At 68.2% G+C, this 22,053-nt stretch carries 20 protein-coding genes; 11 read left to right on the plus strand and 9 right to left on the minus strand.

The window, feature by feature from the left end:
* The first annotated feature begins 11 nt into the window (after positions 1-11).
* The 4 genes from U5798_RS14450 to U5798_RS14465 all read left to right on the plus strand — a co-directional run bounded on the left by U5798_RS14450 (position 12) and on the right by U5798_RS14465 (position 4,117).
* On the plus strand, positions 12-722 hold the full coding sequence (locus tag U5798_RS14450) for a GntR family transcriptional regulator (protein WP_124447721.1): 711 nt from the start codon (positions 12-14) through the stop codon (positions 720-722).
* 68 nt (positions 723-790) lie between these two features.
* A complete protein-coding gene (locus U5798_RS14455) occupies positions 791-1,597 on the plus strand; it encodes an SDR family oxidoreductase (protein WP_124447723.1) in 807 nt (268 codons plus the stop codon).
* Between the two features lie 35 nt (positions 1,598-1,632).
* The gene (locus U5798_RS14460; protein ID WP_039367298.1) at positions 1,633-2,565 is read left to right on the plus strand and encodes a 3-keto-5-aminohexanoate cleavage protein; all 933 of its coding nucleotides are present in this window, start codon (positions 1,633-1,635) and stop codon (positions 2,563-2,565) included.
* A 223-nt stretch (positions 2,566-2,788) separates the two neighbouring features.
* Positions 2,789-4,117 (plus strand): MFS transporter, encoded by a 1,329-nt coding sequence (locus U5798_RS14465; RefSeq protein ID WP_322082432.1) that lies wholly within the window; start codon positions 2,789-2,791, stop codon positions 4,115-4,117.
* Between the two features lie 62 nt (positions 4,118-4,179).
* Here the strand turns inward: U5798_RS14465 and U5798_RS14470 are convergent, their stop codons facing one another.
* The 4 genes from U5798_RS14470 to U5798_RS14485 form a co-directional block, all read right to left on the minus strand.
* Positions 4,180-5,502, minus strand: a complete 1,323-nt coding sequence (locus U5798_RS14470) for a TIGR00366 family protein (protein ID WP_322082485.1) — start codon at positions 5,500-5,502, stop codon at positions 4,180-4,182.
* Between the two features lie 211 nt (positions 5,503-5,713).
* Positions 5,714-7,048 carry a chloride channel protein gene (locus U5798_RS14475; protein WP_322082433.1) on the minus strand — a complete coding sequence of 445 codons (1,335 nt, stop codon included), beginning with the start codon at positions 7,046-7,048 and terminating at the stop codon, positions 5,714-5,716.
* A gap of 165 nt (positions 7,049-7,213) precedes the next feature.
* Positions 7,214-8,455, minus strand: coding sequence for a cytosine deaminase (codA, locus tag U5798_RS14480; protein WP_322082434.1), 1,242 nt, complete (start codon positions 8,453-8,455; stop codon positions 7,214-7,216).
* A gap of 74 nt (positions 8,456-8,529) precedes the next feature.
* The gene (locus tag U5798_RS14485; RefSeq protein ID WP_322082486.1) at positions 8,530-8,994 is read right to left on the minus strand and encodes a VOC family protein; all 465 of its coding nucleotides are present in this window, start codon (positions 8,992-8,994) and stop codon (positions 8,530-8,532) included.
* Between the two features lie 310 nt (positions 8,995-9,304).
* On the opposite strand from U5798_RS14485, the gene U5798_RS14490 reads away from it, so the two are divergent.
* Both U5798_RS14490 and U5798_RS14495 read left to right on the plus strand, forming a co-directional pair.
* Positions 9,305-10,447: a porin gene (locus U5798_RS14490; RefSeq protein WP_124447731.1), complete on the plus strand. Its 1,143-nt coding sequence runs from the start codon at positions 9,305-9,307 to the stop codon at positions 10,445-10,447.
* Positions 10,448-10,653: 206 nt separating this feature from the next.
* Complete coding sequence (locus U5798_RS14495; RefSeq protein WP_124447733.1) at positions 10,654-10,956, plus strand: DUF4148 domain-containing protein; 303 nt, start codon at positions 10,654-10,656, stop codon at positions 10,954-10,956.
* Positions 10,957-11,079: 123 nt separating this feature from the next.
* Here U5798_RS14495 and U5798_RS14500 read toward each other — a convergent pair whose 3' ends face one another.
* The gene (locus U5798_RS14500; protein WP_124447735.1) at positions 11,080-12,027 is read right to left on the minus strand and encodes a LysR family transcriptional regulator; all 948 of its coding nucleotides are present in this window, start codon (positions 12,025-12,027) and stop codon (positions 11,080-11,082) included.
* A gap of 202 nt (positions 12,028-12,229) precedes the next feature.
* Here U5798_RS14500 and U5798_RS14505 point away from each other — a divergent pair, with 202 nt between their 5' ends.
* Together U5798_RS14505 and U5798_RS14510 are read left to right on the plus strand one after the other, a co-directional pair.
* The gene (locus tag U5798_RS14505; RefSeq protein WP_322082435.1) at positions 12,230-14,413 is read left to right on the plus strand and encodes an FUSC family protein; all 2,184 of its coding nucleotides are present in this window, start codon (positions 12,230-12,232) and stop codon (positions 14,411-14,413) included.
* Positions 14,414-14,550: 137 nt separating this feature from the next.
* Positions 14,551-14,763 carry a hypothetical protein gene (locus tag U5798_RS14510; RefSeq protein ID WP_124447740.1) on the plus strand — a complete coding sequence of 71 codons (213 nt, stop codon included), beginning with the start codon at positions 14,551-14,553 and terminating at the stop codon, positions 14,761-14,763.
* Positions 14,764-14,901: 138 nt separating this feature from the next.
* Here U5798_RS14510 and U5798_RS14515 read toward each other — a convergent pair whose 3' ends face one another.
* Both U5798_RS14515 and U5798_RS14520 read right to left on the minus strand, forming a co-directional pair.
* Positions 14,902-16,011, minus strand: a complete 1,110-nt coding sequence (locus tag U5798_RS14515) for a P1 family peptidase (RefSeq protein ID WP_322082436.1) — start codon at positions 16,009-16,011, stop codon at positions 14,902-14,904.
* Between the two features lie 64 nt (positions 16,012-16,075).
* A complete protein-coding gene (locus tag U5798_RS14520; protein WP_322082437.1) occupies positions 16,076-17,482 on the minus strand; it encodes an APC family permease in 1,407 nt (468 codons plus the stop codon).
* A 132-nt stretch (positions 17,483-17,614) separates the two neighbouring features.
* Between U5798_RS14520 and U5798_RS14525 the strand changes: the two genes are divergently transcribed.
* Together U5798_RS14525 and U5798_RS14530 are read left to right on the plus strand one after the other, a co-directional pair.
* Positions 17,615-18,415 (plus strand): helix-turn-helix transcriptional regulator, encoded by an 801-nt coding sequence (locus tag U5798_RS14525; RefSeq protein ID WP_124447746.1) that lies wholly within the window; start codon positions 17,615-17,617, stop codon positions 18,413-18,415.
* Entirely contained in the window at positions 18,412-18,936 is a 525-nt protein-coding gene (locus U5798_RS14530; RefSeq protein ID WP_322082438.1) for a hypothetical protein, read from the plus strand. The genes U5798_RS14525 and U5798_RS14530 overlap by 4 nt, the downstream gene beginning before the upstream one ends.
* 73 nt (positions 18,937-19,009) lie before the next feature.
* Here U5798_RS14530 and U5798_RS14535 read toward each other — a convergent pair whose 3' ends face one another.
* Both U5798_RS14535 and U5798_RS14540 read right to left on the minus strand, forming a co-directional pair.
* Positions 19,010-19,315: a panthothenate synthetase gene (locus U5798_RS14535; protein WP_124447749.1), complete on the minus strand. Its 306-nt coding sequence runs from the start codon at positions 19,313-19,315 to the stop codon at positions 19,010-19,012.
* A gap of 92 nt (positions 19,316-19,407) precedes the next feature.
* A complete protein-coding gene (locus U5798_RS14540; RefSeq protein WP_322082439.1) occupies positions 19,408-20,847 on the minus strand; it encodes a cytochrome P450 in 1,440 nt (479 codons plus the stop codon).
* An 87-nt stretch (positions 20,848-20,934) separates the two neighbouring features.
* On the opposite strand from U5798_RS14540, the gene U5798_RS14545 reads away from it, so the two are divergent.
* Positions 20,935-21,870, plus strand: coding sequence for a helix-turn-helix domain-containing protein (locus tag U5798_RS14545; RefSeq protein ID WP_322082440.1), 936 nt, complete (start codon positions 20,935-20,937; stop codon positions 21,868-21,870).
* Positions 21,871-22,053 lie beyond the last annotated feature (183 nt).

The following is a 22,053-nucleotide window of genomic DNA, read 5'->3' on the forward strand; positions in this document are numbered from 1 at the left end:
AGAACCCCGTCTTGGCGCCTCGTATCGTCCCGCCCGCACTGAAAGCCATCGAACAGGAAACGATGGCCGACAAGGTCTACCAGCAACTGCGCGAAGCGCTGATGAGCGGCCGCTTCGCGCCTGGCCAGGCGCTGAGCCTGCGCAGCGTCGCCGAGGCGGTCGGCTCGTCGACGATGCCCGTGCGTGCCGCGCTCACGCGGCTGCGTGCCGAACGCGCGCTGGTCGACGGCCCGAATCGCGCGCTCGTCGTGCCGCCGATGACGCTCGACATGCTCGACGAACTGCGCGACGTGCGGATCGCGCTCGAAGGCTGCATCGCCGAGCGTGCGTGCGGACGGATGACCGACGCGCAGATCGCGGCCGTACGCAAGACCTGCGAGACGATGCAGGCACACGTCGAGGCCGGCCGCTCGCGCGCCTACCTGCAAAGCAATTTCGCGTTCCACAGCGCGATCTACGCGCATGGCGCGAGCGAAAACACGCTCGCGATCGTCGAGAACCTGTGGATGCGCGTCGGCCCGTTCCTGAACATGGTCGCGCTCGACATCCCGCACATGCGGCGCTCGATGGACGCGCACCGCGCCATCGTCGATGCGCTCGAACGGCGCGACGGCGCGGGCGTGCGGGCCGGCATCGCGCTCGACATCGGCGGCGCCGCACACGATCTCGCCGAGACGCTGCGGGCCGAACAGACCCCGCGGACCGTGAACGCGAAGCCGTAGCGGCCGCTTGCGACGGCTGCCCGACACGCGAGCGGCCGCAACTACACCAACGATGGAGACAACCCGGCATGACAGCTTCCGACCTGCTGAAACCCTATGACGGCCTGCGCGTCCTCGTGACGGGCGGCGCGTCGGGCATCGGTCTTGAAATCGCGGACGCGTTCGCCGAGTGCGGCGCGCACGTGCATGTATGCGACGCGTCGCAAGCGGCGATCGCGGCGCTCGCCGACCGGCCGCCGCGTGCCGCGGCCGGCGCGATCAGCGCGACGCTGGCCGATGTATCCGACCCGGCCGCCGTCGAGCGCGTGTTCGCCGACGTGTCGACCCGGCTCGGCGGCCTCGACGTGCTGGTCAACAATGCGGGTATCGCCGGCCCGACCGGCGGCATCGACGAAATCGACCCCGTGCAGTGGGAACAAACCGTCGCGATCAACCTGAACGCGCAATTCCAGTTCGCGCGCCGCGCCGTGCCGCTGCTGCGCGAATCGAAACACGGCGGCGCGATCATTGCGCTGTCGTCGGTCGCCGGCCGGCTCGGCTATGCGTTCCGCACGCCGTATGCGGCCACCAAGTGGGCGGTGGTCGGCCTCGTGAAAAGCCTCGCGATCGAGCTCGGGCCGCTCGGCATCCGCGTGAACGCGATCCAGCCCGGCATCGTGCGCGGCCCACGGATGCGCCGCGTGATCGAGGCTCGCGCGCAGCAGCTCGGCATCGGCTACGACGACATGGAGCAGCGCTATCTCGAGAAGATCTCGCTGCGGCGCATGACCGATCCGGCCGAGATCGCCGCGACGGCGCTGTTCCTGTGCTCGCCGGGCGGGCACGGAATCACGGGGCAGGCGATCTCCGTCTGCGGCAACGTCGAAGTGCTCTGACGCACCCAGAATCGTTCACCGAAAGGAATCCATCCGTGGCAAACGCTCGCAAAGTCATCATCACCTGTGCGCCGACCGGCGCGATCCATACGCCGTCGATGTCGCCGTACCTGCCCGTGACACCGCACGAAATCGAAACCGCCGCGGTCGCGGCTGCCGAGGCCGGCGCGGCGATCCTGCACCTCCACGCGCGCAATCCGTCCGACGGCAAGCCGACCCAGGATCCGGCCGTGTTCGCCGAATTCCTGCCGCGCATCAAGGCGCAGACCGACGCGGTGATCAACCTCACGTCGGGCGGCAGTCCGCACATGACGGTCGACGAACGGCTGCAGCCGGCGCTGCATTTCCAGCCCGAGGTTGCCTCGTTGAACATGGGCTCGATGAACTTCGGGCTGTACCCGATGCTCGAGCGCTTCCGCGAGCTGAAGCATCCGTGGGAGCGCGAACATCTCGAGAAAAGCCGCGATCTCGTGTTCAAGAACACGTTCGCGGACATCGAGACGATCCTCACACGCTGCGGCGCGAACGGCACGCGGTTCGAATTCGAGTGCTACGACATCTCGCACCTGTACAACCTCGCGCACTTCGTCGATCGCGGGCTCGCGAAACCGCCGTTCTTCGTGCAAAGCGTGTTCGGCCTGCTCGGCGGAATCGGCGCGCATCCGGAGGACCTGATGCACATGCGCCGCACGGCCGACCGCCTGTTCGGCAGCGATTACGTGTGGTCGATCCTCGGCGCGGGCCGCAACCAGATTCCGCTCGCGACGATCGGCGCCGCGCAAGGCGCGAATGTGCGCGTCGGGCTCGAGGATTCGCTGTGGATCGCGCCCGGCAAGCTCGCGGAATCGAGCGCCGCGCAAGTCCTGAAAATGCGTCAGGTGCTCGAAGGCCTGTCGCTCGAGATCGCGACGCCGGCCGAGGCGCGCGCGATGCTCGCGCTCAAGGGCGGCGACGCGGTGAATTTCTGATCGCCGGGTCGCCACCCGAACACCCGCATCCGCAAGCGCAGTGACAAGGCGCCGGCCCGAGCCGGCCGGCGCCAGGACGCCCTTGATCGCCCCGCTCCGTTCGAGCGCCGCCGGCGCGGCTCCGTCGACTGCCCATCCGCTGCCTGCATCGCAGCGGCATTTGCCGAACGCGGCGCGCCGTGCTTGCCGTGCGCGCCGGTTCGCTCTTACCGGAGTCGTCCGCATGTCCACTCATCACGCTCAGGCCCTGTCGTCCGCCGCGACCGACGCGAACGCGTCGCTGAACCGGCTGCTGTTCCGAAAACTCATGCCGCTGCTGATCGCCGCGTATGTGATCAGCTTTCTCGACCGCACCAACATCGCGTTCGCCAAACATTCGATGGGCGTCGATATCGGCATTTCGTCGGCCGCGTACGGGCTCGGCGCGGGGCTGTTCTTTCTCACCTACGCGCTCTTCGAGATTCCGAGCAACCTGATCATGCATCGCGTCGGCGCACGCTTCTGGATCACGCGGATCATGATCACGTGGGGCGCGCTGTCGGTCGCGATGGCATTCGTCCGCGGCGAGACGTCGTTCTACGTGATGCGCTTGCTGCTCGGCGTCGCCGAAGCCGGCCTGTTTCCCGGCGTGATGCTGTATCTGACGTACTGGTTCGGCCGCGAGGAGCGTGCGCGTGCGACGGGCTATTTCCTGCTCGGCGTGTGCATTGCGAATATCGTCGGCGGGCCGCTGGCCGGTGCGCTGATCGAACTCGACGGCACGCTCGGCTTCCATGGCTGGCAATGGCTGTTCGTCGTCGAAGGCATTCCGGCGATCCTGCTCGCGTTCGTCGTGTGGACACGCTTGCCGGACCGGCCGAGCGCCGCGCCGTGGCTCGCCCCGGAAACCGGCCGCGCGCTCGAGCGCAAGCTGGCCGCCGAACAGGACGCGGGCGTGGCCGCGCACGGCGGCCACGCGTTCGGCGCCGCGCTGCGCGACCCGCAGATCTGGCTCGCGATCTTCGTGTACTTCTGCCACCAGTTGACCATCTACACGGTGATCTTCTTCCTGCCGGGCATCATCGGCGCGTCGGGGCGTCTGTCGCCGGTCGCGGTCGGGTTGCTGACGTCGCTGCCCTGGCTCGCCGCCGCGCTCGGAGCCGGGACGCTGCCGCGCTTCGCACGCGAGTCGCGTCATTCGCGGCGGATGCTGTGCGCGGGGCTCGTCGTGATGGCGGCCGGGATGATCGGCGCCGCGCACGCGTCGCCGTTGGCCGGGCTGCTCTGCGTGTGCGTGGCCGCGTCGATGTTCTTCGTCGTGCAGTCGATCGTGTTCACGTTTCCGGCGTCGCGGCTCGCCGGCAGCGCGCTGGCCGGCGGGCTCGGGCTCGTGAATACCTGCGGGTTGCTCGGCGGCTTCGTCGGGCCGACCGTCGTCGGCGCGATCGAACAGGCGACCGGCAACGCGAAGAACGGGTTGACGCTGCTGGCGGCCGCGCTCGTTATCGCGGCGTTCGCGAGCCTCGCGTTGCGTCACGGGCACGAGCGCGCCGACGTGCGGTCGCGCGGCTGAAAGGCCGGCTGGAATCAAGCTGGGGGGCGGGCGCCGCCCCGCCCGCCTCTCGCCTCACACCGTCAGAACAGATACATCCCCGCGACGAACACCGCGCCCGAGAACAGCAGCGTCGTCACGCAATACCCCATGATGTCGCGCACGCCGAGCCCCGCGATTGCCAGCGCGGGCAGCGCCCAGAACGGCTGCGCCATGTTGGTCCATGCCTCGCCGTACGCGATCGCCATCGCGGCCTTGCCGAGATCGGCGCCAAGTGCCTGCGCGGCCGGCATCACGAACGGGCCCTGCACGACCCAGTGGCCGCCGCCCGACGGCACCGCGAAATTGATCACGGCCGAACTCAGGAACGCGAGCAGCGGGAACGTATGCACGTTCGCGATATCGACGAACCACTTCGTGATCACGCCCGCGAGCCCCGAGTGATCCATCAGCGCCTGGATGCCCGCGTAGAACGGGAACTGGATCATGATCCCCGACGCGCCACGCGCCGCGCCGGCCACGGCGCGCGCATAGGCCATCGGCGTCCGGTGCAGCAGGATGCCGGCCGCGAGGAACGCGAGGTTCACCGTGTCGATGTCGAGCGCGAAACCCTTCTGCACGAAGCGCAGCACGAGGAACGCCGCACACAGCGCCGCGACGAAGACCGACAGCACGCGGCTTTCCTCCAGGCGTTCCGCGAACGTCGCATCGGGCCCGAGCGCGCGCTCGACGCTCGGCGGCTCGGCGAGCAGCGCCGGATCGACGCTGACGACGTCGCCCGGCTTCGGCATCATCATCCGCGCGAGAAACGGCAGCATCACGATCAGCCCGATCGTGATGAACGCGTTGTAGCCGGTGAAGATCGTATCCGACACCGGAATCAGCCCGATGGTCTTCTCCATCGGATTGCCCTTCGTGGCCGCAACGAGCGGGACTGATCCCGACAGCCCGCCGTGCCAGCTCAGGAAGCCCATGTAGGCCGACGCGACGAGCAACCGGTAGTCGCTGCCGGCCACGCGGCGCGCCACTTCGCGTGCGAGCATCGCGCCGAGCACGAGGCCGAAGCCCCAGTTGATCGCACAGGCCAGCGCGCCAACGAACGCCACGAGCATCACGCCCTGCCCGGGCGTGCGCGCGGTGCTCGCGAGCGCGACGAGCATGCGCCGCACGGGTGGCGAGCTCGCGAGCGCGTGGCCGGTGACGAGAATCATCACCATCTGCATCGAGAACGCGAGCAGGTTCCAGAAGCCCGAACCCCACATCGTCGTGAGCTGCACGGGCGTGTTCGGCGTGAGGCCAAACGCAAGTGCAAACGTGACGATCGTCAGCAGGATCGCGAAAATCAACGGGTCGGGCAACACGCGATGAACCACCTGCGTGAAGAAGCGGGAAATGCGCTGGATCAACTTGAGCTCCTCGTTTCCTGATAGGGACATCCGCGCGTATCGTTGTTGGTGGAGGCGCGGAAACGCGCGGATTCTTGCACAGAACCGGCGGAGGCGCTTTGGAGCGCACGGTCACGATCGCGTCGTGTCAGGTGTCACAACAGGGAAACGAGGAAAACAGAGACAGGCGGCACGATCTGCGCCGCCTTGGAGGGTCATGGCCGACCGCGCATCAACGCACCGACGACGACGACGTGCTCGCGGCCACAACCGCCCTCGCCCTTTGCTCGACCACCCGCTGCGCGAACCGATACGCGACGAGCGAACCGGCCACGGCCAGCAGCATCGGCACGAGGCTGTCGTGATTCGCGCGCGTGAATTCGAGCAACAGCACGACGGCCGTGATCGGCATCTGCATCGACGCGGCCAGGAACGCGGTCGCGCCGATCAGCGCGCATCCGCCGAGCGATGCACCCGGCCACACGAGGCTCCACAGCCCGCCGAGCACGACACCGAGCAGCGCGCCGTTCGCGAGGCCCGGCGTCAGCAGCCCACCTTCCGCGCCGGCCCGCAGGCTGCCGGCCTCGATCAGCACCTTCAGCACGAGCAGCGCAGCGGCAACACCGATCGTCAGCGTCCCGTCGAAACCGAGCGATGCCGGCCCCTTGCCGTTGCCGAGCAGTTGCGGAAAACGCATCGCGAGCACACCGATCACCGCGAAATTGACCAGCGCGAACACGGGCAGCCGCCAATCTTTCGGCGCGTCCGCTCGCGCACGCGTCGTGAGCCGCACGAAGCCGTACGCGGCGAAACCGAACAGCGGCCCGCAGACGATCGACCAGGCGACGAGCGGCGTGCTCAGCACGAATGCCGGCACCGTGTACTGGTGCTCGTTGCCGAGGCCGATCCACGCGACGACGGCCGCGATGGCCGATGTCACGACCGCCACGACCAACGCACGCAGTTCGAACGTGCCGAGCAGCACTTCGAGCACGAAGACCGCACCGCCGAGCGGCACGTTGTAGACGGCCGCCAGGCCCGCGCCGGCGCCGCACGCGACCATCAGCCGGCAGTCGTCGGGCGTGAGCGCCGCCGCGTGCGCAAGCCGCCCGGCCAGCAGCGAACCGATCTCGCGCGGCGCGACTTCGCGGCCGAGCGGCGAGCCGAGCGCAACGGTAACGATCTGCAGCAGCGCGTGAACCGTCGTGCTGACGAACGGCATCCGCGGATCGGCCGCACGCACGGCGCGGCGGATGCTGACGAGCGGCCGGCCATACCGGTAAAGCGCCCACCAGCCGCCGCCGGCGACGATCCCGCAGCCGACCAGCACCGCGAGCCGGCGCAGCGGGTCGGCCGCGGTCACGCCAGTGAGGAAGCTCTCGGACCCGATCACGTGTGCGACGCTATAGCCGTACGCGGCATGCTGGATCGCATGCAGCAGCAGCGCGAGCAGCATGCCGCCGAGCCCCGCGCCGATGCCGGTCAGGACCGTGACGACGGCCATGCGCGCGAACGGGCTGGCGGGCGGCGGAGAGTATGCGGGAGCGGACGGGAGATCGAGGCGCATGGGGTCGGCGAACGAAGATCGAAAGGACGGTGCACAAGTTGCACGTCGTCGTCAGGACCGAATCGTAGGCCCGCGCCCATCATGAAACAAACGTATTTTTCGAATCGACTGATGTATTTTGCGAATACTTGACGGCCAGCGGGCCACGATGGCCCGCCTTCCGCATCAATCCGGATACGCGATGCGCTCCGGCTCGCGCCGCATGATGACCTTCCCGTGGCGCATCGACAGTGTGGCTTTCGCCTGCCGCCGCACGGCTTCGTAGTCGCTGTCCGCGTCGAGCACGACGAGATTCGCCGGACGCCCGACCGCGATGCCGTAGCCGTCGCCGAGATGCATCGCCGTCGCGCTGTGGTCGGTCACGAAGTCGAGACAGCGCTGCAAGTCCTCGTAACCCATCATGTGGCAGATATGGAGGCCCGCATCGAGCACGCGCAGGATGTTGCCGTTGCCGAGCGGGTACCACGGATCCTTGATCGAATCCTGCCCGAAGCACACGTTGAGTCCGGCGCGGTCGAGTTCCGCGACGCGCGTGACGCCGCGCCGCTTCGGAAACGTGTCGAAGCGCCCTTGCAGGTGGATGCTTTCGGTCGGGCACGAGATGAAGTTCAGGCCCGCGCGCTTCAGCAGCCGGAACAGCTTCGAGCAGTACGCGTTGTCGTACGAGCCCATCGCGGTCGTGTGGCTCGCCGTGACGCGCGCGCCCATCCCGCGCACGCGCGCCGCTTCGGCGAGCACTTCCAGAAAACGCGAATGCGGATCGTCGGTCTCGTCGCAATGCACGTCGACGAGGCAGCCGGTGCGCTCCGCGAGATCCATCAGGAAGCCGATCGAGCTGACGCCCTGCTCGCGCGTGTTCTCGAAATGCGGAATCCCGCCGACGACATCCGCGCCGAGGTCGATCGCCTGCTCCATCAGCGCGCGGCCGCCCTCGAACGATTCGATGCCTTCCTGCGGAAACGCGACGATCTGCAGGTCGATCAGCCCGCGCGCCTCGTCCTTCACTTCCAGCATCGCCTTCAGCGCGGCCAACGTCGGATCGGTCACGTCGACGTGCGTGCGCACGTGCTGGATCCCGTGGTCGCGCAGCATGCCGATCGCCGCATGCGCGCGCGTCTTCGTGTCTTCGTGCGTGATCGTCGCCTTGCGTTCGGACCAGCGCTCGATGCCTTCGAACAGCGTGCCGCTCATGTTCCATGCCGGCTCGCCTGCCGTCAGCACGGCATCGAGGTGGATATGCGGCTCGACGAGCGGCGGAATCGCGAGACGGCCGCCGCCATCGATATGGTCTGGGTTCGTCGACGCGATCGGTGCAGTTTGCGCATCGATCCGCGCGATCGTGCCGCCGTCGATGCCGATCGTGAACAGGCCGTCGCGGCCGCGCAGGCGTACGTTGAAGAGATTCATGTGGGTCCGGTCGTCAGGCGGCCGCGGCGGGCCGCATGTTAAGGAAAAGGAATGCGGGCGACGCGCGCGGGCATTTACCTGAAGTCGTCGATCTTCAGGCCGGTCGCCGCGCTCATCTCGTCGTTCGTCACGTCGCGCACGTGCTTGCCGAAGGTCCACACATGCCGGCCGGGGTCACGCGCGCGATACACGCGCTCACCGTAAAACTGGTCGGCCGGCACTTGCAGGATCTCCGCGCCGGCGGCACGCGCACGTTCGCAATGCGCATCGATGTCCGCATCGTCGGGAAGATGCACATGGACATTCTGCGTATTGCGATCGCCCGTGTCTTCCGGCGACGCGACGAAATCGGCCCATGCGCCGCCGATCATCACGATGCCATCGCCGAACTTCATCTCGGCATGCGCGATATCGCCGTCGGGCGTGGTCACGACGATGAAGCGTTCGAAGCCGAAGGCGCGCTCGAGCCAGTCCAGCGCGGCTTTCGGATTGCGGTAGCACAGGGCGGAGCTGAACGACGGACGACGGGCGGTAGCCATGGGTTGTCTCCGGATCTCGACATCGGAGTGTCCATTCTCCGCGTCCGCCGCGCGGCGATCAACTCCGTCCTTGGCGGCCCGCATGTTGTCGATGCGCGACATGCCGCCTGCGGCCAACCCGCGGGGCGCGGCGGGCGGCGGGCGAGAACGCCCGGCGTGCGGCCCTCGCGTCGCTTTGTGAAGGCGGTATGACGGACTCTTGCGCAACGCGCAAAGGAGCGCTCGCATCCCGGTACCCCGGAATCGGGCGACCGCGCCCCTACACTTGCGCCGAACTTTTGTTTCCCGTCCCACACGCAGGAATTTCACCATGAAAAAAACCCTGATCGCCGGCGCATGCACCGCCGCCCTGTTCGCGCCGCTCGCCCACGCGCAAAGCTCGGTCACGCTGTACGGCCTGATCGACGCCGGCATCGCATATACCAACAACGTGAACGGCGCGTCGCAGTGGCGCATGGCCAGCGGCACGGTCAACGGCAGCCGCTTCGGCGTACGCGGTACCGAGGATCTCGGCGGCGGCCTGAAGGCGCTGTTCGTGCTCGAAAACGGCTTCAACGTGAACAACGGCGGGCTCGGCCAGGACGGCAAGCTGTTCGGCCGCCACGCGTATGTCGGCCTCAGCCAGGCCGGCTACGGCACGCTGACGCTCGGCCGCCAGTACGACACGATGGTGGATTTCGTCGCACCGCTGTCCGCCACGGCAGGCGACTTCGGCGATGCGGGCTTCGCGCATCCGTTCGACAACGACAACCTGAATCACTCGCTGCGCATCAACAACGCAGTCAAGTACACGAGCGAGTCGCTCTCCGGTTTCAAGGTCGGCGCGATGTACGCGTTCTCGAACTCGACGAGCTTCAGCGCCAACCGCGCGTACAGCGTCGCGGCGAGCTACACGAACGGCCCGCTGAAGCTGGCCGGCGCGTACCTGCAGATGAACGGCACCAAGGGCTCGACGAGCGCGAGCCCCGGCGCGACCGATTCGGCCGAAGCGAAAAGCGTGAGCCAGGGCGGCTGGTCGATCGGCTCGGACCGCATGCGCACGTACGGCGGCGGCGTGAGCTACATGTTCGGCCCGGCGACCGTCGGCTTCGTCTACACGCGCTCGCAATACGACAACACGGGCTCGTTCGGCTCCACCGGCCAGGTCGCATTCAACAACTACGACGTGAACGTGCGCTATGCCGTGACGCCGGCCGTCAGCCTCGGCGCCGCCTACGTGTACACGGACGCCAGCGTGTCGAACCCCGACAGCAAGCACGGCACCGATCCGAAGTGGCACCAGGTCGACCTGCAGGCCGTGTACAAGCTGTCGCGCCGCACCGACCTGTACGCGGAAGCGATGTTCCAGCATGCGTCCGGCCGCGGCTACCAGGCGTTCATCAACACGTCGGGCGGCGCATCGAGCACGGCGAACCAGGTGGTCGGCACGATCGGCATGCGCACGCGCTTCTGACCAGTGTGATGCCGCGTCGCCCGCCGGCCTCGAACCCTGAGTTCGTTCGCCGCGGGCGACAGGCGCCAATGTTGTTCCATCTGGAAGGCAGCCTGCCTGGAATCGGGGTTTTTGCGCGTGCAGCCGCTACGTAGACTGGCGTCGAAGGCTCGGGCCATGCGTCGCGCATCGATCCGGCCACCCCACCCCGTATTCAGGAGAACCTCGTGAAATCGCTCGTCGTTACCGCCGCCGCTGCCGTGCTGCTTGCCGCACCGGCCCTGTCGTTCGCCCAGCAGGCACAGTCGCCCGTCACGCGCGCGCAGGTGCTGCAGGAGCTGATCGATCTGGAATCGGTCGGCTACAACCCGGCGCATGGCGAAGCCGACAACTATCCGGAGGACATCATGGCGGCGCAGGCACGGCTGCAGGCGAAGCGTCTCGCCGAACACAAGGCGGCGCAGGCCGCGTACGGCCCGGCCGGCCAGCCGGCAACCGAATCCGGTGCGGCAGCGAAGCCCGCGCCGTGACGACGTGACAAAGCGCCTCGCCCGCGTGAAGGATGTTCAGCGGGCAAGGCGTGTAGCGCTCATGCCTGGAGAAGCCGGCATCGAAACGACCATCGAAACGACGCACGCGTGTGCGCCCGGCGTTCAGGCAGCCTGCGGTTCGCGATCGATCGCGCTCAGCATCTCGACGTCTCGCGCGATCATGCCCGGCACCTGCGCACGCAGCATCTCGACCCAGGTCCGCACCTTCGCATCGACGAAGCGGCGTGACGGATACAGCGCGTACACGTTCATCTTCTGCAGGATGTGCGCGGGCAGCACGCGGACGAGCGTGCCGTCGCGCAATGCGTCGATCGCCGAGTACAGCGGCAGCATGCCGATCCCGATGCCGTCGCGGATCGCGAGTGCGAGCGATTCGGCCGTATTGGTCTGCACCGGTCCCGCGACGTGAATCTGCTCGACGCCCTCGGGCCCTTCGAGCACCCATTCGTGCGTCGGGAACGCGGGCGTACACAGCGTCAGGCAGGCGTGCGCGGCGAGATCGTGCGGACGGGCCGGCGCGCCGTGCCGTTTCACATAGTCGGGCGACGCGCACAGGATGCTGAACGTCGAGCCGAGCAGGTGCGACACGAGTTCGGAATCGGGCAGCGACGACGCGGTCACGACGGCCATGTCGCTCGTGCCGTCGAACAGGTCGGGCATGCGCTGCGACAGCGACAGCTCGATCGACACGTCCGGGAACTGCGCGTGATAGCGCGTCAGTGCGGGCAATACATAGTGATGGCCGACGCTCGCGAAGCTGTGCATGCGCAGCACGCCGGCCGGGCGCTCGTGCGCGCAGCTCGCCTCTTCTTCCGCGCGGTCGACGTCGGCGAGGATCTGGCGGCAGCGCCGCAAATAGCTTTCGCCGGCCGACGTGAGCGCGAGACGGCGCGTCGAGCGATTCATCAGACGGGTGCGCAGCCGCGCCTCCAGTTCCGACACCGCGCGCGACATTGCACCCGTCGTCGAATTCAGCGATTGCGCGGCGGCCGTGAAGCTGCCCGTCTCGACGACGCGCGAAAACACCCGCATGTTTTGTAGGGTATCCATTCCTGTGAGCAACCTGTAGCGGAACCGCTATTTTCCTCCACGGGATGCGACAGATTGTTACTCCGGCTGCAACTATCGTTTCCCCGCAGCTGCGTTAATGCGCAAGCGCCGCCCTCCTACAATCGGCGCCTCACCAGTCGAACGGACCCGTTCGGACGCGCCGCGGCACCGTGCCCCGGCCCCGTACGAGCCTCCTCTTTTCATGAAGCCACAACCTGCGATCGCGCGATCTTCCATCGAACCGGACCGATGGAGGCGATGGCTCGATCCGCTCGGCAACGCGGCGCGAGACTGGGCCGTGACCGACGGGCTGATCTGGCTGCATCTCGCGAAAACCGTGCTCGCGGCGCTGCTTGCGATGGGCATCGCGATGCGTCTCGAGATGTCGCAGCCGCGCACCGCGATGACGACCGTGTTCGTGCTGATGCAGCCGCTGTCGGGGATGGTGTTCGCCAAGAGTTTCTATCGCGTGCTCGGCACGGCGGCCGGCCTCGTCGCCGCGCTCGCGCTCGGCGGGCTGTTCGCGCAGCAGCCCGAGCTGTACATGGCCGGCATCACGCTGTGGATCGGCAGCTGCATCGCGCTCGCGGTCCGCAACCGCCATTTCCGCTGGTACGGCTTCGTGCTCGCCGGCTATACGGCCGCGCTGATCGGCCTGCCGGCCGTGATGACGCCGCAGACGCTGTTCCAGTCCGCGCTCACGCGCGCCGCGGAGGTCGCGCTCGGCATCGCGTGCTCGGGCGCGGTCAGCGCGCTGATCCTGCCGCTCAGTTCCGCGAAGGCGCTGATGCGCTCGTTGAGCGCGCGCCACGCGACGTTCGCCGCGTTCACTGCCGGTGCGCTGTCGGGCGACGTCGCGCGCGGCGATTTCGAGCGGCGCTTCGCCGATTTCGTCGACGACATCGTCGGCTTCGAGGCCAACCGCGCGTTCGCGTCGTTCGAGGATCCGCACATCCGCGCGCGCAGCCGCCGGCTCGCACGGCTGAACAGCGAGTTCATGAACGCATGCACGCGGCTGCATGCGCTGCACCAGCTCGTCAAACGCCTGCGTGCGAACCATTCGGACGCAGTGCTCGATGCGCTCGCGCCGCATGTCGACGCGCTCGCACTACGGTTCGCGGCACTGCGCGACGAGCGGCCGCGCGGCGTCACGCCGGCCACCGGCGCGCTGCTCGAACTGCGCCGTTTCCACAGCGCGCTGCCCAAGGCGGCCCGTGCGTCGCGGCGCACCGTCGAAGCGCATGCGGCCGGCGGCCTGCTCGATTTCGACACCGCGATCGAACTGCTGTACCGCTTCGTCGGCGAATACCTCGGCTACGCCGATACGTACGCGTCGCTCGACCAGGACGATCACGCGTTCGAGCGCTCCGTCACGCATTACGCGGTGAAGACCAATTCGTTCTTCGTCGGCTTCGCGTTCCTGCGCACCGTCGTCGCCGTCGGCGCGATGAGCGCGTTCTGGATCGCGTCGGAATGGCCGAGCGGATCGCTCGCCGTGATCGCCACCGCGATCGCGTGCGCGCTCAGCTCGACGTCGCCGCGTGCGCCGAAGTTCGTCGCACAGATGAGCGTCGGCGCGGCGTTCGCGACCGCCGTCGGCTACATGTTCCTGTGCTACGTGTATCCGAACATCGACGGCTTCCCGCTGCTGTGCGCGACACTCGCGCCGGTACTCGGCCTCGGTGCCTTCCTGGCAATGCGCCCCGGCCTGTCCGGCTACGGGATCGGCTTCGCGGTGTTCTTCTGCCTGCTCGCAGGCCCCGACAACGCGATTGCCTATACGCCCGAGGTGCTGATCAACAACGGGCTGGCGATCGTCGTCGCGATGCTCGCGTGCTCGCTCGTGTTCGCGGTCGTGTTTCCCACCCACATGCCCTGGCTCACCAGCCGCATCGCGCACGACCTGCGCCGCCAGGTCACGCTCGCGTGCGAAGGCGCGCCGGACGGCCTCGCGCAGCGCTTCCAGTCGAGCACCCATGACCTGATGGCGCAACTGCGCACGCTGCTCGTGCGGCGGACACGGCAGCACCGCGACGCCATGCGCTGGATGCTGTCGACGCTCGAAGTCGGCCATGCGGTGATCGACCTGCGCGACGAGCTGCATGCGTTCAGTGCATCGAAGCCGCCGCAGACGCTGCGCTGGACCGCGTCGATCGATGCGGTGCTGCACGAGCTGCCGCGCTTCTTCGACGATCCGACGCCCGGCCATCACGCACGCACGCTGAAATCGGTGAATCTCGCGATCCGCGCGGCGCAGCACACGCTGCAGGCATGGTACGCGGTGCCCGATGCGCGCCGAAGCATGCAGCGGATCGTCGGCTGCCTGCACTTCATGCGCAGCGCGCTGCTCGACAAGGACGCACCGTTCAACCGGCACCGCCATTGACGATCGGTGCGGGCGCAACGGGATCCTTGTTCCGGATGGAAATAAGCTCTACAGCCGCGGTGATTAATCTCTAAGCAGTGCGAGCCTATAGTTTCCTCACTGCCAGCGCGACTGGCACTCACCCAGGAGAAACCAAAATGAAGCCGCTGCACCTCGCCCTCGTTGCCCTGTCGCTCACCGCTGCCGTCGCCCACGCGCAGCCGGCGCCGGCAGACGCCGCATCGCAACAGGCGAACCGCGCCGAAGCCGTCAAGGCCGCGGGCCGTGTCGATCGTTCGCAATCGAAGCAGGAAGACCCGAACGCCTGCGTCGGCCCGGTCAGCTTCTGCAACATCTACTTCGGCAGCTGAGCGTGACGCCGCGACGTCACGGCCAGGCCCGCATCGCCCGCACGGCATGCAGCGCATGCGCGGGCGGACGGCGGTCCGGCCGCTCGCCGCATCGCCGCCCCCTCTCACGCCGCTTCGATTGAAGCGGCGCTTGCCGTTTCAGGCGCCGCGCCCCGGCCGCCACCCCACTTCGCGCAACGCATCCAGCAGGCGCGCCTGCCCGAGCCCTTCGACCCGCGCACCGCGCGACTCGACGTTGCCGCCCGCGACCAGCGCATTCACGATCGCCTCCTCCACCGCTTCCGCCGCCGCGACGAACAGCGCGGAAATATGATCGTTGTTGACCATCTTCAGATCGGTGGTCGGCGCGCCCTTGCTGCCGTAGTTCGCGGCCGGCAGGCCGTCGTTGCCCGTTGCAAACGCCAGGAAGATGTCGCCGCTCGAATCCTCGGTGCCGCCGCCGACGCGTGCGAGCCCGACGCTCGCACGCTGCGCGACGCGCGTGCATTGATGCGGCAGGAGCGGTGCATCGGTCGCGATCGTCACGACGATCGAGCCCATGCCCGGCTCGCCTCCGGCTGCCTGTTCGCGGAACGGCGAATGCACGTGCCGCAGCACTTCGCCCACCGGGTAGCCGGCAACGCGCAGCATCTCGCGCACACCGTAGTTCGCCTGGACGATCGCGCCGACGGTCCAGCCGCCCGCGTCGGACGCGAGCACGCGCGACGCGGTGCCGATGCCGCCCTTGAACTCGTGGCAGATCATTCCCGTGCCGCCGCCGACGCCGCCTTCCGCCACCGGCCCCGACTGCGCGGCCGCCAGCGCGCGCTGCACGTGCGCGGCGCTCACATGCTGCCCCCAGATGTCGTTCAGCAGCCCGTCGTAGGTTTCCATCACGACCGGCATGCACCAGTACACGCGGCCGGCCGCCGCTTCGCGCTCGTTCGCGATGAGCGCATCGCGCACCGCGCCGACGCTGTGGGTGTTGGTATAGGCGATCGGCGTGGTCAGCAGGCCGGCCTCGCGGATCCATTCGAGGCCTGTCGCGTCGCCGTTGCCGTTCAGCACGTGCACGCCCGCGAAGCACGGCGAATCGTGCGCGGTGCCCGCGCGCGGCTCGATGACGGTCACGCCGGTGCGGATCGACGCGTCGCCGTTCTCGACGTTCAACGTGCAATGTCCGACCCGCACGCCCGGTACGTCCGTGATCGCGTTGAAGCGGCCCGGCGTACCGAGTCCGATGCGGATGCCGAGATCCCTCGTGCGCATGATGCAGTTCCTCCAGTCTTTCAGTAGTTCGGTATGTCGATGTCGCCAGGTGCCAATCCTGCGCTCAAAGCGCGCGGAACGCTTCGCTGTGGCGCGCCCACACCGCGTACATCACGAGTGCGGCGACCAGCAGCCCCGCGATGATGATCAGGTCGGTCGACTTCGTCGCCGTCGCCAGCGTCGTGTAGAGCGTATAGGCGGCACCCGCCACCGCGACGAGCGGCGTCACGGGCCACAGCGGCATCCGGTAATGATGCTCGACGTCGCGGCGCACGAACCGGCTCGCGAGCGCGGCCAGCCCGACGACGAGGTAGATCAGCAGCAGCAGGTCGACCGTGAACGCGGTCAGCTCGTCGAGGCTCGACACGAACACGAGCCCCGCCGACGGCACCGCCAGCGCGATCGTCGCGAGCCACGGCGATTCGAGGCGCGGATGAATCGTCGAGAACGCGCGGTTGCAGGTGCGCGACCAGAGCGCGTGCCGGCCGCTGCTGTACAGCAGGCGGCCCATCGTTATCACGATCGCGATGATCGCGTTGAACACCGACAGGAAGATCCCGCCGCTGACCACGCGCGACACGGCCGGGTTGCTCAGCGAGCGCACCACATAGCCGATCGGGTCGGCGCTCTTCGTCAGTTCCGTCAACGACGGCGCGCCGAGCACGATCGCCGTGAGCGGCACCAGTTCGACGACGAGGATCACGAGCAGCGAATAGATCACCGCCTTCGCGACGTTGCGGTTGCCGCCGCGCAGGTCTTCCGCGAGATAGGCGGCCGAGCCGAAGCCGTTGTAGCAGAAGATCGCGGTGCCGATCGCCGGCACGATGGCTGCGAGCGTCGCCGGCACGAGCGCGTTGCCGCTCGCGACGACCGGTGCGATCAGCACGTCGGCGCCGCGATGCGGCGAACCGAAGCCGAGCCCCGCGATCAGCATCAGCACGCCGATCTCGACGACCAGGAACGCGCCGGTGATCCACGCGTTCGTCTTGATGTTCAGCATGCCGAGCAGATAGCTGAGCAGCACGATCGTCAGCGCGACCGACTGGTTGCTGAAGTGCGTGCCGAGTGCGTTGTTCAGGTAGGGCGCGGCGCCGCTCGCGAGCACGGCCGGGATGAACACGCTGACGGAGAGCACCGTGATGAAGGTCAGGTAGCCCGGCAGCGTGCCGAACACGCGCTTGGCCATCACGTACTCGCCGCCTGCGCTGCGGTGCGCGGCGCTGAGTTCCGCGTAGCAGAGCGCGAACGCAAGCGCGAGTACGCCGCCGAGCACGAACGACAGCACGGCACCGCTGCCCGCCTGCTGGATCGCGAACGGCGCGATCACGAAGATCGAGCTCGCCGGCGTCACGCCCGATACGGTGATCATCACCGCATCGCGAACGCTGAGCGTCTGCGACAGCGCGCGCGGCGCGCCCTCCGTTGCAGGCGCCGCTTGCAGGCTGCCCGTCGATTCCGACATCATCGCCATTTCGTGCTCCTTTGTTCCTTTGCCGCCTTTTTTTGAACACCCATACTCGGGCCCGATTGATTGCGTGGCAGTCTAGGAAGCCAATTTCAGGACCGCTATTCCCCCTTCGTGTTACGCCCTTCCGGTGGTGGTATGGATCGTCTCTTTTCCGAAATCGCGATGCACCAGGCGCTCGGCCGCGCAATCGATCATCTCGGCCAGCCGCGCTTCTGGCGGTTCCTGGTGCTGCTGCTCAATGAAATGGTGCCGTTCGACAACGCGCTCGCGACCGCGGTCGGCCGCGACGGCGTGCCGCTCGTGCTCGACGAATACGATACGGGCGGCACCGACAGTGCATCGCCCGTGCCGCTCTACCTGAACGGCGTCTATCTGCTCGACCCGTTCCTGCAGGCCGCACACGACGGGCTCGCCGACGGCTGCTACCGGCTCGAGGAAGTCGCGCCGGACCTGTTCCGGCAGAGCGAGTATTTCCTCAGCTACTTCCGCGATGCAGTCGGCGACGACGAGATCCAGATCCTCGTGCGGCCGAACGCCGACACGCTGCTGTCGCTGTCGCTCGGTGCGGCCGCACGCTTCGACGTCGAGCCGCTCGGCAAGCTGACGGCCGCGATGCCGTGGGTGCTCGCGGCAATGCGGCAGCACTGGCGGCTGGTGGGCGATGCCGCGCGCGCGACGCCCGATGCCGATCTCGGCGCACGCGTCGAACAGGCGCTTGCGCGCTTCGGCGCGGGCGTGCTGACCGACCGCGAGATGTCGATCGCAAGAATGGTGCTGCGCGGCAATTCGTCGAAGGCGATCGCCGAACGGCTGGCGATCTCGCCCGAAACGGTGAAGGTGCATCGGCGCCATCTGTACGCGAAGCTCGGCATTTCTTCGCAGCCCGAGCTGTTTTCGCGGTTCATCCAGGCGCTGGGGGAAGATGCGGCCGGGTGAGCGCATCGACCGGGACGGATGGCAACGGGCACGGAATCGGGCACTATCCGTCATGCGCCGCATCTCGCGGTCATCCGCCGAAGCCGGTCGGATATCCGGTCAACAACACGATTGCCCGAAAACAGGAATCCCGACGCATGTCACTCATTCCGCTCATAGGAATCGGCTGGCTGTTTCTGTGCGCGATCAGCGCCGCATCGATCGTGCTCGTGCCGCCCGTGGTGCTGGTCGCGTGCCTGATGGGCAAGGACGTCTGGTCGATCCTGACGCGCGGCCGATTGCAGTTCGCGTTCCTGGCCTACCTCGGCTCGGCGCCGGTACCGGCGGTCCTCACGTTCCTGCTGGAAGCCGGCGCCACGGCCGGTAACGCAGGCGGCGTGGCATCCGACAGCCTGACCGCATGGAACGAGCGGTGCTTGTTCGTGTTCCTGGGCGCGGCGGCCTTGTGCGGCCTGCTGTTGCTGTTGCGACCGAAAAACCGGCAAGCGGCAAACGTCGAGCCGTCGCAGTCTGCGCGATAGCGGCCACGCGGAACGCCGCGCCATGCCGGCCGCCCGGCTTCCGGGCAGCGGCACGATCTTGCGCGGCCTCCTGCTACTTCCACTTCGCGCCGAGTTGCGCGAGCCCGGCGTTCCGGAGATCGTCCGGCAGCATCACCACGCGGAACTCGCAGTCCGCATTCAACATCAGGAACCACGGCTCGGCGAGTGCCGGGATCTGCGACGGGTCGTCCATGTCGACGATCACGACCGCCCCGCGCCCGCCGTTCTGCTCCGTGAAATACACGGCCTCCGGCTTGACCGCTTCGAGTATTCGCGAGATCACGTCGCCGACGCTGCCGTCGCGCACCAGCGTGTTGAACGGCTCGTGAGGGATTCGTATGTTCAGAAGCATGCGCATGACCATCCTCCTTGGGCTCCGCCCGGCCTGGGCCCTTCAAGCATAGGTGTTGCGCGATGCTGGCCGGGTCGAATCGAACGCTCATGCCTCCATCATGAAGCGGCCGCATCGGCCGTCAGCCCCGTCGGCGCGATCGCCAGATGCAACGCCTGCTGCGGCCGCAGCGTCACGTTCAACACGGGTCGCGGCGGCGCCATTCCGGGCGGCACCGACAGTACGTACCGCTGCAGGACCATTGCGGCCACAACCGTCATCTCCGTCATCGCCAGATGCTGCCCGAGGCACACGCGCGGGCCCGTGCCGAACGGCATGTACGCGCCGCGCGGCAGCGGCGGCGCATCGTCGGCGAAACGCTCCGGACGAAACGCGTCGGGCTCCGGAAACCACCGCGGATCGCGCTGCATCAACTGCAGCGGCAGCATGAACAGCGTGCGCGCAGGAAACTGCCATCCGCCGAGCGCGATCGGCCGCGCGGCGCGGCGGCTGATCAGGATCGGCGCGGACGGATACAGCCGCAGCGTTTCGTCGAGCGTCTGCGTCAGGTAGCGCAACGACGATCGCGTCTCGGCGGACGGCGCGCGACCGCCCAGCACGCGGGACACCTCGTCGCGCGCGGCGGCTTGCACCTCCGGATTCGTGGCCATGCACCATGCCCACCAGGTCAGCGCCCCGGCCGTCGTCTCGTGCCCCGCCAGGAACGCCGTCACGCATTCGTCGTGCACGGCCTGCAGCGGCCATTTCCGCGCATCCGCCCGATGCAGCCGCAACAGGCGCGACAGCAGATCATCCGGCCACGTAATCTCGGGCCGGTCGAGGCGCGCATGGAGTTGCCGGCCGACCAGCCCGTCCAGCACCGCCATCGCCCGCACCTTGCCGCGCTTCCACGGCACCCAGTCCGGCGTGCTTGCCGGCACGTAGAACGCCGCGTTGGCCGCCGCGCTCACCACGCGCACCGCCTCCTCGGCCGCGCGCGCATCGTCGCCGATCGTTTCGGAGAACATCGTGCGCATGATCACGTCCATGGCCAACGACGTCAGCGCGCTTTCGATCGGCCAGTCCGGATCGCGTGCGGGCCACTGCGCGAGTGCCTGGCCGGCCGTCGCCGCGATCGCCGGAACGAACGCCTGGACCGGCTTCGGCATGAAGTTCGGCTGCAGCGCGTGCCGCTTGTCGCGCCACGCGTCGCCCTCGGCGACCAGCACGCTGTGGCCGTGGACCTGCGCGAATACGCGGATCGCGCGCTCCCAGCGCCCGAGCGCATCGTGATGCGTGACCAGCAGCTCGCGCACGAGCGCCGGATCGGTCACGACCACTGCGTGCTCGGGCCATACGCGCAAGTGCACGACGTCGCCGTACGCGCGCCGCCAGCCGGCCAGCGTGCCGATCAGGTCGCGCGACATCGCACGCAGCAACCCCCACCCCGTCAGGCCGGCACGCGGCCCCGGCGGCCATACGCCGGGCGGGTGAAGCACGGGCGCCGGTGCAGCGGCGCCCGCATGGAATGGACATTGGGAAGAGGATCGCGGGTTCATGCGCAGGATTGTCCGCAGCAGCGCGCCGGCGGTCTTGAACGCAAACGACATCGACACGCATCCGGCCGATGCCTATACTCCGGCGTCATGTTCTCCGGACCGACATCGATCCTGCCGTCCTGCCCCGATCCGCTGGCGCGCGCACCGCGTGTGACGAACGGCGGGCGGTCGCCGCATGCGCGGCTGCATCCCGCACCGGCCGCGCTGCAGGGCGCGGTGGTCGCGATCGTCCTGTACGACACGCGCGGCGTCGCGGCGAGCGACGCGCAGCGGCTCTCGCACTTTCCGGCCACGCCGCTCGTCTGCGTGTCGTGGTACCGGGATCTCGACGCGGGTTTCATCTCGCACACGGCCGACGGCCCGCAATGGCGCCCCTTCGACGCGGCGGCGACGCTGTCGGGCAGCCATTCGGCGCCCACCGTCGCGTGGGCGCCGACGGGCGGGCTGATCGGCATGATCTGTTTCACCGCCGATGCGGCGCGGACCCTGTTCGGTATCGCGCTGCCGGACATCCACGACCGCGTGCTCGACGCACACGCGTGCCTCGGCCGCGACTGGCACGCGCTGCTCGATGCGCTGCTCGGCGCGGAGCGCGACGCCGACGTGCTGGCGGCGATCGATCGACATCTCGCGCCTCGCTGGCAGGCGCTACGGCCGGCGACACCGCTGTCGTCGCTCCGCGACGCCGGGCGCAGCTGGGTCGAGCGCCTCGCGCTGCAGGCGCGCGAATGGCGCGGCACGCACAGCCCGCGACAGGTCGAACGGCGCATCAAGACCTACAGCGGCCGATCGCTGCGCGAATGGCAGGCGCTCGTCAGGACGGAAGGCGCGTTCTTCGCGGCGCGCGACCGGTTCGAAGCCGGCACCGCGTTCAACTGGGCCACGCTGGCGCTGGACGAAGGGTTCGCCGACCAGGCGCACCTGAGCCGCGAGGTCAAGCGCATCACGGGATTTTCGCCGAGCGAGTTCACGCAACGCTTCATCGAAGACGAGTCGTTCTGGATGTATCGGCTGTGGGTGTGACACGCGTCGGCCGGATTCCGGCGTATCGTCCCGACCGTCGTCGCGCAAGACGCTGACGCATCGGCGCGCATCCTGCGTTCGGGGACGGACGCGAATATCCGCTCCGCTCGGCGGCGATCACCCTGCCGTTGTGCGACGAATACACTTCGGCCGATACGCCCCCCGTTCTTCTCGCAGCCCTGC

Source organism: Burkholderia sp. BCC1972 (assembly GCF_905339605.1).
Taxonomy (GTDB): Bacteria; Pseudomonadota; Gammaproteobacteria; order Burkholderiales; family Burkholderiaceae; genus Burkholderia.